Annotated in this window: 15 protein-coding genes and 1 tRNA gene; 5 read left to right on the top strand and 11 right to left on the bottom strand. The window is 55.7% G+C overall.

Annotated elements, in window-relative coordinates; translation table 11 throughout:
• Positions 1 to 62 precede the first annotated feature (62 nt).
• Both Q0775_RS04805 and Q0775_RS04800 read left to right on the top strand, forming a co-directional pair.
• The gene (locus Q0775_RS04805) at positions 63 to 1,448 is read left to right on the top strand and encodes a HAMP domain-containing sensor histidine kinase (RefSeq protein ID WP_298858225.1); all 1,386 of its coding nucleotides are present in this window, start codon (positions 63 to 65) and stop codon (positions 1,446 to 1,448) included.
• A gap of 78 nt (positions 1,449 to 1,526) precedes the next feature.
• A tRNA-Arg gene (locus tag Q0775_RS04800) sits at positions 1,527 to 1,603 on the top strand.
• A gap of 101 nt (positions 1,604 to 1,704) precedes the next feature.
• On the opposite strand, the gene maiA is transcribed toward Q0775_RS04800, so the two are convergent.
• The 8 genes from maiA to hmgA all read right to left on the bottom strand — a co-directional run bounded on the left by maiA (position 1,705) and on the right by hmgA (position 8,469).
• Positions 1,705 to 2,322, bottom strand: coding sequence for a maleylacetoacetate isomerase (gene maiA, locus Q0775_RS04795; RefSeq protein ID WP_298858224.1), 618 nt, complete (start codon positions 2,320 to 2,322; stop codon positions 1,705 to 1,707).
• Positions 2,319 to 2,504, bottom strand: a complete 186-nt coding sequence (locus tag Q0775_RS04790) for a DUF2783 domain-containing protein (RefSeq protein ID WP_298858223.1) — start codon at positions 2,502 to 2,504, stop codon at positions 2,319 to 2,321. Before Q0775_RS04790 ends, maiA begins: the two co-directional genes overlap by 4 nt.
• Positions 2,501 to 4,120 carry an FAD-dependent oxidoreductase gene (locus Q0775_RS04785; RefSeq protein ID WP_298858222.1) on the bottom strand — a complete coding sequence of 540 codons (1,620 nt, stop codon included), beginning with the start codon at positions 4,118 to 4,120 and terminating at the stop codon, positions 2,501 to 2,503. The genes Q0775_RS04790 and Q0775_RS04785 overlap by 4 nt, the downstream gene beginning before the upstream one ends.
• Positions 4,121 to 4,188: 68 nt before the next feature.
• A complete protein-coding gene (locus Q0775_RS04780; protein ID WP_298858221.1) occupies positions 4,189 to 5,139 on the bottom strand; it encodes an MBL fold metallo-hydrolase in 951 nt (316 codons plus the stop codon).
• A gap of 5 nt (positions 5,140 to 5,144) precedes the next feature.
• Complete coding sequence (locus tag Q0775_RS04775) at positions 5,145 to 5,606, bottom strand: DUF2059 domain-containing protein (RefSeq protein WP_298858220.1); 462 nt, start codon at positions 5,604 to 5,606, stop codon at positions 5,145 to 5,147.
• A gap of 27 nt (positions 5,607 to 5,633) precedes the next feature.
• Positions 5,634 to 6,887, bottom strand: coding sequence for a fumarylacetoacetase (fahA, locus tag Q0775_RS04770; protein WP_298858219.1), 1,254 nt, complete (start codon positions 6,885 to 6,887; stop codon positions 5,634 to 5,636).
• A gap of 41 nt (positions 6,888 to 6,928) precedes the next feature.
• Complete coding sequence (locus tag Q0775_RS04765; protein WP_298858218.1) at positions 6,929 to 7,108, bottom strand: hypothetical protein; 180 nt, start codon at positions 7,106 to 7,108, stop codon at positions 6,929 to 6,931.
• Complete coding sequence (gene hmgA, locus Q0775_RS04760; protein ID WP_298858217.1) at positions 7,108 to 8,469, bottom strand: homogentisate 1,2-dioxygenase; 1,362 nt, start codon at positions 8,467 to 8,469, stop codon at positions 7,108 to 7,110. The genes Q0775_RS04765 and hmgA overlap by 1 nt, the downstream gene beginning before the upstream one ends.
• A gap of 72 nt (positions 8,470 to 8,541) precedes the next feature.
• Here hmgA and Q0775_RS04755 point away from each other — a divergent pair, with 72 nt between their 5' ends.
• Entirely contained in the window at positions 8,542 to 8,973 is a 432-nt protein-coding gene (locus Q0775_RS04755) for a MarR family winged helix-turn-helix transcriptional regulator (RefSeq protein WP_298858216.1), read from the top strand.
• 37 nt (positions 8,974 to 9,010) lie between these two features.
• Here Q0775_RS04755 and Q0775_RS04750 read toward each other — a convergent pair whose 3' ends face one another.
• The 3 genes from Q0775_RS04750 to Q0775_RS04740 form a co-directional block, all read right to left on the bottom strand.
• A complete protein-coding gene (locus Q0775_RS04750) occupies positions 9,011 to 9,532 on the bottom strand; it encodes a copper chaperone PCu(A)C (RefSeq protein ID WP_298858215.1) in 522 nt (173 codons plus the stop codon).
• A 68-nt stretch (positions 9,533 to 9,600) separates the two neighbouring features.
• The gene (locus Q0775_RS04745) at positions 9,601 to 9,957 is read right to left on the bottom strand and encodes a hypothetical protein (RefSeq protein ID WP_298858213.1); all 357 of its coding nucleotides are present in this window, start codon (positions 9,955 to 9,957) and stop codon (positions 9,601 to 9,603) included.
• Between the two features lie 179 nt (positions 9,958 to 10,136).
• Positions 10,137 to 11,201, bottom strand: coding sequence for a trypsin-like peptidase domain-containing protein (locus Q0775_RS04740; RefSeq protein ID WP_298858212.1), 1,065 nt, complete (start codon positions 11,199 to 11,201; stop codon positions 10,137 to 10,139).
• 136 nt (positions 11,202 to 11,337) lie between these two features.
• Here Q0775_RS04740 and Q0775_RS04735 point away from each other — a divergent pair, with 136 nt between their 5' ends.
• Together Q0775_RS04735 and Q0775_RS04730 are read left to right on the top strand one after the other, a co-directional pair.
• Complete coding sequence (locus tag Q0775_RS04735) at positions 11,338 to 12,009, top strand: response regulator transcription factor (RefSeq protein WP_298858211.1); 672 nt, start codon at positions 11,338 to 11,340, stop codon at positions 12,007 to 12,009.
• Positions 12,006 to 13,337 (top strand): HAMP domain-containing sensor histidine kinase, encoded by a 1,332-nt coding sequence (locus Q0775_RS04730; RefSeq protein ID WP_298858210.1) that lies wholly within the window; start codon positions 12,006 to 12,008, stop codon positions 13,335 to 13,337. Before Q0775_RS04735 ends, Q0775_RS04730 begins: the two co-directional genes overlap by 4 nt.
• The last annotated feature ends 21 nt before the right edge of the window (positions 13,338 to 13,358 follow it).

Below are 13,358 nucleotides of genomic sequence, written 5' to 3'. Positions count from 1 at the left end.
GGTATGGCGCGCGTCTGCGACGACGCCCCACCCGCCATCCCGTAAGAAGTCGGGTCAATAGTATGATCAATTCCCTTTCCGGCCGATTGCTGATCCTGACGACAATCTTTGTAATGATTGCGGAAATTCTGATCTTTGTGCCGTCGATTGCGCGGTTTCGCGAGGATTACATGCTGGATAGGTTGGAGCGGGCGCAGATTGCATCCCTGACGCTTTTGGCTGATGATATGATCGATGCCGAGCTTGAGGCAGAGTTGTTGCGCAATGCTGAAGTGTTCAACGTCGTTTTGAGACGTGATGAAGTACGGCAACTGGTACTGTCTTCTCCTATGCCACAGGTCATTACAAGTACTGTCGATCTTAGAAATAACTCAGCGCTGCTGTTGATCGGTGATGCAATGCGACGCCTGATTTCTCCGCAAAACGAAGTGATCCGCGTCATTGGTGCGCCTGTGCGAGACGCGGGCTTGCTCATCGAGGTAACGATGGAAACAGCACCAATGCGGGCGGCGATGATTGACTATGGCTTGCGTATTCTCGTCCTATCGGCAGTCATTTCTGTTATTACAGCGCTGTTACTTTTTGTGGCGCTTCGGGTATTTCTGGTTAAGCCAATCAAGGGTGTAGTGGGTCATATGCAACGATATGCAGCCGCCCCCGAAGATGCGCGGCGGATCATTCAGCCTTCGGCGGGTGTGACAGAGTTGCGCGAAGCGGAAGAAGCTTTGAAATCCCTGCAGACAGAGCTGACAAGCGCCTTGCGACAAAAAGAACGGCTGGCACAATTGGGGTCTGCAGTAAGCAAGATCAGTCACGATTTGCGCAATATCCTAACGTCTGCGCAACTTTTCACCGACCGAATCGAAATGTCCGAAGACCCTGTTGTCACGCGTCTGGCGCCTAAGTTGGTGGGCTCTATCACTCGCGCGGTACATTTGTGCGAGTCGACGTTGGCTTTCGGAAAGGCGGAAGAGCCTGGACCGACCTTGACGCAAATGCTGTTGGCGGATGTTGTGGACGATGTGCTTTATGCCGAGCGACTAGCGGCTGCGGATGCTGATGTGACCTTGTCGTCTGATATACCTGATGGATTGCGGATTAGGGCCGACCCCGAACAAATGCACCGTGTGCTCGGCAACCTTGTGCGTAATGCGCGCCAGTCGATTATGGCAACGGGGCGCGCAGGCGAGATCACGGTCGAAGCCACGCAAACGGATGCTGCATGGTTGATCCGGCTGCGCGATACAGGCCCTGGATTGGCTGCCAAAGCGCAGGAACATCTGTTTTCGGCCTTTCAAGGATCTGTGCGGAAGGGTGGGTCGGGTCTTGGCCTCACTATTTCGGCGGAGTTGGTGCGCGGTCATGGTGGTGATATCAAGTTGGTGCATACGGACGACAAGGGAACCGAATTTTTGATCACTTTGCCCAAGGGTGATGGCGCGATTTAGGGAAATTTCAGATAGAGCTAATTTTGCGCCCTTAGAGGGCTTGCATTACTCCGTCGCTAATATTAAACCGCCCTTAGTGCACCCATAGCTCAGCTGGATAGAGTATCTGACTACGAATCAGAGGGTCGGGCGTTCGAATCGCTCTGGGTGCACCAACATCACTTTTTCATTTATGATCAGCGCATTATTTGCGATGAATGCAGTTGTGCCTCTGGCTCATCATAGATTTTCATTTTTGCCTATGTAACAGGTCTCATTAGCGGTCGGGATGTGCCTGCTTAAAAGCTGGATGTTCTGCACAGGCATCAGCAACGGCTTTTATGCGAGTACATCCAGCATAATCCGCGCCCCAGCGTAGCGCGTTGTAAATCTGCGGCATCAACACGACGTCGGGAAGGCTTGGTGCATCTCCGCAGCAGTAAGGCGACTGGATAAAGCCTGCCAACATTGTCTCAAACGCTGCCATACGTGGTGAAATGAAGTGGCGCATCCATTCCGTGCGTGCAGGCTCTTCGCCTTTGGTGGCGTAGCCTGCAACGGAAAGGTTGCACACAGGATGCAGATCAACAGCAATGGCATGAGCCAGTGCAGTCTGGCGGGCGCGCGCTGCAGGTTCGGCAGGCAGAAGGCCAAGGCCACGCGTGGTGTCGAGATAGTCGAGAATCGCCAAGGACTGTGTCAGTCTGTGTCCATCGATATCCAACACCGGAACGAAGCCTTGCGGATTGCGGGTAAGGTGGTCGGCGCTGATGTGGTGTTTTGCCAATAGGTCAACCGTTTCGATACGGTAGTCGATTTCCGCGAGGTTGAGCGCGATGCGCACACGGTAGCTGGCAGAAGATTTCGGATAATCCCACAAGACGACATCGCTCATTTTGCGGCCTCCAGTGCAGTGGTCAGAACGGTGCGGTCACCAATGTGATTTGCCAAAGTCAGAATGAGACGCGCGTTAAACGCATCGCTTTGCTCTTTGGTCAGACCCTCATGTGCTTGGATGAGTTCGTTATAGAAACCGTCCGGATCGGGCAGATTGGGGGTAAGAATTAACATGTTCATGCCTTTCCGATTGCGGTGCCAAGGGCTGCTTTGACTGCGGTCTCGTCGAAGTTGGCCCAACGGGCGACAATATGTTGGTCGGGGCGTATGAGATAGACCGCTTGCTCGGCATCGCCCAGATAGCGCACCTTAATTGTATGGCAGGGCGCGGCAATCGTGATCGCTTTTGCGTCGATGCCGTGGGCTGAAATATCCTGCGCATCTGTGCCAATCGCAAGAACAGTAAAGCCGCCGCCGAGTTGATCAAGCAAAAACGCGTCTCCCAAGGGCGCATCGGGGCAAGTCATGCCGGGGCGGGTGGTTTCAGGACCGCCAACCGTATCTTCCCCGAACAAGGCAAAACCTACATAGTTGCAAGGTACTGACAAGCGGCCAGAGTTCACCAATGGGCGGGCGAACTCATGTTTATTCGCAAGCTCCAGCACGGCGTTCCGGAATATTTTGGACACCTCCGATTTGGGTGTCATGAAGTCTGTCGCGCGCGAGGAGTTCAAGATGTTTTCATCCGCCCCGTGCTCGCGCTCTGTGGCGTAGGTGTCGAGCAGGCTGTCATCGGCCAGCCCCTTGAGCACCAGATCCAGCTTCCACGCGAGGTTATCGGCGTCTTGCACGCCAGAGTTCGCCCCGCGTGCGCCAAACGGCGAGACCTGATGTGCGCTGTCACCTGCGAAGATCACATTGCCATGGCGGAACTTCTGCATCCGGCGGCATTGGAAGGTGTAGATCGATGTCCATTCCAACTCATATTCAGGCACATGGCCAGCTTGGCTTGAGAGCATCGCATCAACGCGGGCGCGGATGCGGTCTGGGTCGAGTTCCTTTTCGCGGTCAATGTCCCAGCCCAGCTGGAAGTCGATGCGCCAGATGTCGTCGGGTTGTTTGTGCAGCAGCGCTGATTGGCCGCTGTTCTTGAAGGGCGGCTCGAACCAGAACCAGCGCTCGGTCGGGAAATCGGCCTTCATATGCACGTCGGCGATGAGGAAGTTGTCCTCGAACACACGCCCGTCAAAGCTTAGCCCCATCATGTCGCGCAGCGGTGAACGCGCGCCATCACAGGCGATGAGGTAGTCGGCCTCAAGCTGGTAAGGACCATCGGGCGTCTCAACCGTCAGTGTGCTGTAGCTGCCATGGTTTTCCAGCGCGGTTACACAGTTACGGCCACGAATTTCAATTGGCGCACCATTTGCTTTGGCGGTGTTGATTGCATCAACGAGGTATTTCTCGAAATAGGGCTGTTGCAGGTTTATAAAGGCAGGATTGCGGTGGCCTGCTTCGGGTTGCAGATTGAAGTCGAATATCTTGTGATCGTCATGAAATACTTTGCCGACATTCCAGACGATACCCTTATCCACCATCGCTTGGCTCGCGCCCAAGCGGTTGGCGATATCCAGAGTTCGTTTGGCAAAACAGATCGCCTTGGACCCCAGTCCTGCGCCATCATGATCATCAAGCACCAACGCCGGAGTGCCCTTGAGCCCCAGATCAAGTGCAAGAGACAGGCCAATAGGACCTCCCCCCACAATCACAACAGGATGACGCATGGGCGCATTATCCTGTGCTGGAACTTTTGCGTAAGGATAAAGCTGAAAGGCAGTTTTGTACCGTGTGGCGACCATATTTCATTCCCCCAATTTCATGCGACCGGGCGATCCTCGCTGAATGCGCCCGATTCTCTCTTTTGGCTTTAGCCCTGCAAAGCTGCCCACATCTCCAGATCACGCTCGGCGGTCCAGATGCGCGGATGCGTAATGCCGCGGGCCTCGTCATAGGCGCGGGCGACGTTGAAGGGCAGGCAGTGCTCATAGATTGCGTAATCGGCGAACTTGGGGTCACATTCGGCGCGCACAGCGTCCCATGCCTGTTTAAGTGTGCCACCTTGCGCCGCGACACGGGCGGCGGGAGCGTAGGTGGAGTTGACAAAATCACGCGTTGACTCAATCGCACGGTTCACGGCCTCTTTGCCGATAAGCGCACCACCACGACCGGGTGCAATGGAGTTCACATCGTAAGCTTTGATTGCATCCAGTGTGGTGCCCCATTCGGCGAAATGTCCGTCACCGCAATAGCATGCGGAGTGGTCCTCGACGATGTCGCCAGTAAACATCACGTTCTCGTCGGGCACGTGTATCACGATATCACCCGCCGTATGCGCACGGCCGAGGTGCATGAGGTCAACGCGACGCTTGCCCAAATGCACTGTCATGCGGTCGTTGAAGGTTGTGGTGGGGAAGGTCAGCCCTGGAATGCTTTCATACCCTTCAAACAGACGCGGGAAGCGTTGGAATTCACTATCCCAATCCTCCTGTCCCCGCTCCATCACCATGCCGCGCGCGGCTTCGCCCATAATGATCTGGTCCGCGCAATAAGCGGACGCACCGAGCACGCGCACAGCGTGGTAGTGGGTCAGCACCACGTGGCTAATCGGTTTGTCGGTGACTTTGCGGACCTGCTCTATGACCTTTTTCGCCAGACGCGGGGTGGCCTGCGCCTCCACGATCATCACGCTCTCGTCGCCGATGATCACGCCAGAGTTCGGGTCACCTTCGGCGGTAAAGGCCCATAGATCGCGGCCGATTTCGTCAAAGGTGATTTTCTTCTCAGTCATGTCGCCTTGTGAGGCAAATGCCTTGGCCATAGTGATTACTCCTGCATAATTTCAATGATTTGCGGGGCCATCTTGGCCTGCGCAGCTTGCATTTCGGGGGCCAGACTGCCCATCACGCTTGCCATAAAGGGTGACATCTTGGTCATAACAGAAGCGCCATGTTCAGAGCTGTAGAACGCGATCAAGGCTTTGAGTTCGTCAGCACTAAAAGTCTCGGCACTGCTGGCGACCATAATTTCCTCAAGGCGTGGCCGCAGCCCGCCCAAAGCCTTGGACATTATTTCACCGATCCGCGTCTTCTGGGAGGTCGTCATTTTTGTACCGGGCGGCAGGCTTGCCGCAAGTTGCGCGCTCATGGATGCTGGCGAGAACATCTCATCCATCATCTTCTGTATTTCCGGCATTTGGCTGTATTGCAGGGCCAGTTCTTGTGTGTCTTGGGCAAATAGAGGTGTTGCAAGCAGCACAAAGGCTGCGGCATTGATCATTCTATTCATGATGGGCGTCCTTTTAGGTAAGGCGGGTCAACCGAATTTGACAGCGGGTTTAATCGTGGCGGTACAGATGCCGAAACCGATCTGGTAGCCGTCGCCTTTCGCTGCGCCATGAAGTGTGAGGGTGTCGCCATCCTCGATGAAGCTGCGGGTTTGGCCGCCACCGATATCAATCGGCTCCTTACCGCCCCAAGACATCTCAAGCAGGCTACCGCGCTGGTGCTTCTCGGCGCCAGAAATGGTGCCAGAGCCCAAGAGATCGCCCGGTGTCATCGCACAGCCGGAGCTTGCATGATGTGTGAGTTGCTGTGCTGCTGAGTAATACATCTCGCTGAAATTTGTTTCACATATCGTTTTAGCTTCGCCGCTTTCGGGCTTGATCGTAACCCTCAGGTCAATGTCATAGAGCATCGGCTTAGGCTCTTGGAGGTGCGGCAGAAGTGTCACTTCACGCGCGGGCGTGGACGTGCGGAACGGCTCCAGTGCCGCGCGCGTAACGATCCACGGAGAGATCGAAGTCGCAAACGCTTTGGCTTGGAACGGCCCAAGCGGCTGGTATTCCCACGCCTGGATATCGCGTGCAGACCAGTCGTTGAGCAGGACGTAGCCGAATATCATCTCGTCCGCCTGAGCGACTGTAACGGGATGGCCCAGCTCGGAGGCGGTACCCACGATCGCGCCCATCTCAAGCTCTATATCGAGGCGCTTGCAGGGTCCGAAAGAAGGCATATCCGCATCGGGTGCTTTGGTCTGGCCATTGGGGCGGATCACGTCTGTGCCTGACACGATGACTGACGACGCGCGCCCGTTGTATCCGATAGGAATGTGCAACCAGTTGGGCGGCAGGGCATTTTCAGCACCACGGAACATTGTGCCCACATTCGTGGCATGGTGTTTGCCTGCGTAAAAATCGGTAAACTCGGCAACAACAAATGGCATTTCCATGCGGGCATCCGCCATCGGGACGAGCATGGGAGCCACAGTCGCCTGTTCGGGCGATCCATCCGCTAGCAGTTGTGTTAAACGCTCGCGCAGCGCGGCCCAGCCTTCTGGGCCAAGCTCCATCACATCGTTCCAGTAAGGGACGTCGAACACAGGATCATCGGCAAGCTCGATCAATCCTGCTTCTTCTGCGGCCAGCATGTCGAGGATCATATCACCGATCGCTACACCACACCGAGGCTCAAGCGCGTTGGTCGTGAATACGCCGTAGGGCAGGTTGTTGAGCGGGAATTGGGTGTCGGCGCTGTTCGCGCTTTCGACCCATGATTTCATCAATGTCATTCTACTTCCTTAGATTGGGTGCAGAGGTGCTGCACCAATTTTTAATCGCCACCGCCGCCGCCGCAATCGCCGCCGAACCATCCGCTATCGCTGCTTCCGCCAACCGAGCCGTCCGAGCGGCCGCCATGCTTACGCGGTGGGCGTGCACCACGACGCATATCAAAAAACATAAGCAGACCGCAGATGAAGATAAAGAAGATGATGGAGAGAACAATTTCCATTATTTCTTACCCGGTGTGCCGTCGAACTTCTTTTCAAGATCGGTCCAGCAATCGATGTAGTCATCCTGCAAAGGCGCTTCATTTACAGCAAATGCCGTGAGGTGCTGCGGAAAGCGGGTCTCGAACATGAAGGACATAGTGCTGCTTAGCTTTTCCGCATTGAGGTCAGCATTCGATGCACCTTCAAATGCGTTTTTGTCAGGGCCGTGCGGCAGCATCATGTTGTGCAGGCTCATGCCGCCAGGGATGAAGCCCTTTGGCTTGGCGTCATAGATGCCAAAGATATTGCCCATCAGTTCTGACATTACATTTTTATGATACCACGGCGGACGGAACGTATCCTCAGCCACCATCCAACGGTCGCGGAACAGTACAAAGTCGATGTTGGCGGTGCCTTCCACGCCGGAATCGGCTGTCAGGACGGTAAATATAGATGGATCGGGATGGTCAAACAGGATCGCACCGACAGGGCAATAGGTCCGCAGATCGTATTTGCATGGCGCGTAGTTGCCGTGCCATGCGACTACGTCCAAGGGCGAATGTCCGATCTTGGTCTCGTGGAACTGGCCAGCCCATTTGATCGTCACGGTGGAGGGCGCATCGCGATCCTCGAACGCCGCCACGGGCGTTTTAAAATCACGGGGATTTGCCATGCAATTCGCCCCAATCGGGCCACGACCGGGCAGGTGGAATTTTTGGCCATAGTTTTCGCAAACAAACCCGCGCGCAGGCCCTTCCAGCACCTCGACACGGTAGACCAGCCCGCGCGGGATGATCGCGATTTCCTGCGGCTCGATGTCGATCACGCCCAACTCGGTGGCGAAACGCAGGCGGCCTTCTTGGGGGACCACCAACAACTCGGAATCAGCCGAGTAGAAATAGGCGTCTTTCATACTCTCGGTGACAAGGTAGATGTGGCTTGCCATGCCCACTTGGGTATTCACATCACCTGCCGTGGTCATGGTGCGCATGCCTGTTAGCCATGTGAGCGGCTGATCGGAATGGGGTACAGGATCCCAGCGATACTGGCCGAGGGACACAACATCAGGATCAACATGGGGCGCGGATTTCCAGTAGGGCAGGTCGATTTTCGTGAATCGATGAGTGTGTTTCACCGAAGGGCGGATGCGGTAGCACCATGTCCGCTCGTTCTGGTGCGACGGCGCTGTAAAGGCAGTCCCGCTTAGCTGCTCTCCATAAAGGCCATAGTTGACCTTTTGCGGGGAGTTCATTCCCTGCGGCAGCGCACCGGGAAGGGCTTCCGTCTCGAAATCATTGCCAAATCCGGGCATGTATCCATCCGTGGTGCCCACGGGCGTCGCGGCAGTTTGCAAACCATGTGGCGACTGCTCTTTGTTCATCGGATTTCCCCCTTTACGATCAGACATGAGATATTAGTTTGATTTGTAACTAACAACAGATAACTTTACAAAATGACTGATGATGATTTCGATCTAAGCCGCTTTTTGCCCTACGCCCTCAATCAGGCGGCGGAGGCGACAAGTATCGGGTTTCAGAAGTACTACCGCCAACGCTATGGCATGCTGCGTACCGAATGGCGGGTCCTGTTCCATCTAGGGCGGTATGGTGCAATGACGGCCAAGGGCATTTGTGACCGCGCAAGCCTGCACAAAACCAAGGTGAGCCGCGCTGTATACGCACTTGAGCAGAAGCGGTTTCTGGTTCGGACACCGCAAGAGCAGGACCGCCGCCACGAGACGCTGGCGCTCACCCGTCAGGGTCAGGTGGTCTATAGTGATCTGTTTGAGGCGGCAAAATCCTACGATGCAAAGCTGTCGGCGCATTTCACAGCGCAGGAGCGGGAGATTTTGAACCGCTGTCTCGAAAAGATATCAAAGTTGTGAACAGGCCGAAGGATTGCTCCGGCCTGTTCATTGTGCCTTAGTCGGAATTTGTCTCGCCCGAGTTATCCATTGTACCGTGATCGCCATGTTTCATGGTGCCATGGTCGCCCGCGGTGCGCGCTACAACGTCAAATGCAATGTCAATTTCGCCTGCTTGCTCAAAAACAAGTGTGGCGTTGATCTGCTCGCCTAACTCAAATGGATCGCCGCCCAGTCCCATAAACATGACATGCAGACCACCAGGCATAAGCATAACCGTTTTACCTGCGGGGACAGGGATACCGCCTTTTTGCTCGGTCATGGTTGCGACGCCATTGGCGTCCGTCTCGGAGAGGTGCAGTTCAATGCGGGGGATTTCGGCAACGCGTACTTCAACGAGGGTGTCATCTACACCGCCATTGTTTGTAAGTGTCATGTAGCCGCCGCCTACTTTGGCATTTTTTGCGGTCTCGAATGCTCTGGGGTGTTCGATTTTCAGATCACCAAGCGTATAGTTGCCAGCCTGCGCAATGCCGGCAGAAAGAAGAACCGCGAGGGCGGATTTTGTAAAAATATTCATGTTGTTTTCCTGTGAAGCTGTGCAGGCAAGAGCCCGCAGATATCTGTGACGTAGGATTTGGGCAAACGTCAGGCGCGTGGGGGCGCACGCACAGGAGGGGAGCGGTGAAGGGCAGGGCCCGACACAAAGACATACGGGTTCGGAGTTGCCTGTACCTCTACCGCAATAAATACAGGATGCGCCACCTGAACGGGCGGAGCAAGGTGCATGGCGGCAACGACCCGGCAGCTTTCGCAATTTCCAGTTGTCGCTGTGTCAATGTCCCCGCAGATATCGGCAAAGCTTCCGCCCATGGCAAGAAACTGCACCATTTCCGGTGATGCAGGTGCTGCGCTAGACCGATGTGCAAAGGGCAAACTGAGCAATGCCAGTGTTACAGCGGCAAGCAGCAAACGTCCCAGATATGTTTGACTAATGCGTGTCATGCACAACGCTATATACTCCGCGTCTGCGCTGGGCCAGCGCATTTGGTTGCGACATCCAGCTGTGCGCTTATTTGCGCCTGAAATAAAAATGCCCCGATGCGGGGGGCATCGGGGCTGCCCCCCCGGGATGTGGTAGACACAAGGGGGGCTACGCATGTGGGGACACGCGTATTGAGGGATTAGGCCTCTTGAGGGGCAAGTGTTCCGATCGTGACAGTGAGGGTCTTTTCCTTTCCTCGGCGCAATACGGTGACTGTTGCGCTGTCGTCCGGATTTTTCGCGGCTACGGCACGGGTCAGATCGCCCAGCTCTTTGATATCGGAACTGTCAAAGCTGAGAATAATATCACCTTTTTCCAATCCCGCATTGGACGCAGGGCTGTCTTTTGCTACTGCTTCGACCACGGCACCTGTAGCGTTATCGAATCCTAAAACCTCTGCCACTTCCTCGCTCATTGGGCGAATGCTCACTCCGAGCCAGCCACGTGTGACTATCCCGTCATCCGATAGATCTGCGACAACATCACGTACGATATCGGAAGGTACGGCAAATCCGATCCCGACAGAGCCGCCACCCGGTGAAATGATTGCTGTGTTCACGCCGATCACATCGCCTTCGTTGTTAAACAGAGGCCCACCAGAATTGCCTTGATTGATCGCGGCATCGGTCTGGATGAACGCGTCATAGGGACCTGCATTGATGTTACGCGACTTGGCAGAAATGATCCCGCTGGTCACGGTTGAACTGAGGCCAAAGGGATTGCCAACGGCGACAACTTCATCGCCCACGCGCATCTCCTCTGAGGTGCCAAAGCTGACATAGGGCAGATCAACATCGGCTTTGATCGAGAGCAGTGCGATATCTGTGGCGGGATCGCTGCCGATTACCTCAGCATTGAATGTGCGCCCGTCAGCCATTTTGACCTTCACCGTTGTAGCACCCGCAACAACGTGATGGTTGGTGACAATCTGGCCTTCCTCCGAGATGATAAAGCCGGAGCCCAACCCGCCTTGCGGGCGTGCTTGCGGCATTCGTTGTTCAAATCGTTTGCGCAATGCGTCTGGCATGTTGTCTGGCAAGGCGTGGGCAGGTTGTGCCGCGCTGATGACTTCAATGTAGACGACGGCGGGGGCGACCTGTTCAACGAGATCTCCATAACCGCCAGCTGGTACAGCAAAAGCGGCTATAGGGGATAGCGCCAAGGTCAGAGCAAGGGGTGCGGATTTTGTAAGTAAAGATGTCATAATTGTTCCTCGTGCATTCGTTTTCGATTGCAGCAAAGATGGGGGTCCAAGGTTACGGGACAGCCCTGCGCAGCTATACAAAACTGTAATACGCAGGCGGGATGCACAGCTGGTCCCGAACGGCTATATGGATGCTATGAAAATACTTGTGATTGAAGATGACACGACAACGGGTACCTACATCGCACGCGGGTTGCGCGAGGAGGGTCATGTCGTCGATCTGGTAACAGACGGGCGTGCGGGGCTGGTTGCCGCAACGGGCGGCGGGCATGATGTGCTAATCGTGGACCGTATGCTGCCGCATGTGGATGGCCTCACCCTTGTCAAAACCCTGCGCGGCGCGGGCAATACAACGCCTGTGCTTTTCCTCACGGCGATGGGGTCTGTGGAGGACCGTATTGGCGGGCTGAACGCGGGGGGCGATGATTATCTGGTCAAACCCTTCGCCTTTGGTGAGTTGTCCGCGCGGGTCGCCGCCCTTGGCCGCAGGCCGCAAGCAGTTGAGCAGGAAACAGTGCTTCAGGTTGGCGATCTGACGATGGATTTGCTTACGCGCAAAGTGATGCGGAGCGGTCAGGAGATTGATCTGCTGCCGCGCGAATTCGCGCTGCTGGAGTTTTTGCTGCGCCGCAAAGGGCGTGTGCAGACCCGTACGATGCTACTTGAGGGTGTGTGGGATTTGTCCTTTGACCCCATGACAAACGTGGTCGAGACCCACGTGAGCCGCCTGCGGGCCAAAGTCGATAAACCGTTCGAGACCGAACTGATCAAAACTGTGCGCGGTGCAGGTTATCGGATAGACGGATGAAACAGCTGTGGCGCTCCATGCCGCTGCGACTGGCGCTGGTGCTGGTTGTGCTCTTCGGCTCGGTCAGCCTGCTGAGCCTGGCCGCGAGTTATGCGGTGACCCGTGCGGCGTTTGAGCAGTCCATCCGCGATGATCTGGCCCAAGATTTGGCAGGGTTTCGCGCTGCTCCTTCGGCCCGTGCGGTTGCTCTTTTGGTACAGGCCGAATCTCAAGAGACTGACCCAGATCGCCTTGTCCTGAGCTATATAACGCGCACGGGGCGGATTTACGGTAACGGTGCAGTGGCCCGAGATGATGAGGGGTTCCACATCATCTCTCTTGAAGAAGGGCGGGCCGAATTGGACGGTGAATACCTCGCGCTGAGTGAGCGGCTTTATGGTGGGCGTCTGACCATCGCACGCAGCCGCGCCGAGATCGAAGCCTTGCAACCTGTGTTTCTGAATATTTTGTGGATTAGCTTGCTGCCCACTGTTCTCATTGCGCTGTCGGGAGGGCTCATTCTTGCACGGCGCTCCCAAAGGCATGTAGAGGTGATACGTGCAGCACTTGAGCGATTGACGGGCGGTGATCTGGGGGCGCGTGTGGTACGAACGCCACGCTGGTCGGATGACCTGAGCAATATTGGCGAGGCCGTGAATGTGATGGCAGTCGCGCAAGAGCGCAATGTCGCGACCTTGCGGCAAGTCTCCTCTGACATTGCCCACGATCTGAAAACACCCGTGCAGCGTGTCTCATTGCAACTCGAGGCATTGGCCGACGTTGTTGATGAGGGGGCGGGGGCCGACCTTGTGGCACGGACTCGTGAGGAGGTCGATGGAATATCGGCGGTTTTCGCGTCGCTGTTGCAACTGGCACAGGTCGAGAATGGCACGCTCAAAGGGCAATTCAAGCATGTTGATCTGGCCGAGTTGTGCCGCACGATGGTTGAAATTTATGAGCCGACAGCAACAGAACGTGATCAGATTTTGAATTTTATCGGCCCTGACAATGCAATTGTTTTGGGTGAGAAGAACCTTCTGGGGCAACTGGTCGCAAACCTGCTTGAAAATGCGGTAAACCATGCGGGTGTGGGCGCTGAGATCGGGGTCTCTATTGTGCAAAATGCGCAGTGCGTAACCTTATTGGTGACAGACAACGGTCCGGGTATACCCGAGGAGGAGCGTACGAAAGTGACCCAACGCCTCTACCGTCTTGATCAAAGTCGCAATACCCCTGGCAACGGTCTGGGGTTGAGCCTTGTGGACGGGGTCGCGCGATTGCACGGTGCAGTTCTGTCGTTCGAGGATGCTGCACCGGGTCTGCGCGTGAAGGTCCAGTTCACGACATAATCTGTCCGTCTTGAAACTCGG

This window comes from uncultured Sulfitobacter sp. (assembly GCF_947499945.1).
Taxonomy (GTDB): Bacteria; Pseudomonadota; Alphaproteobacteria; order Rhodobacterales; family Rhodobacteraceae; genus Sulfitobacter.
The sequence above is the reverse complement of the archived record's forward strand: the minus strand, read 5'-3'. Positions and strand labels throughout refer to the sequence as shown.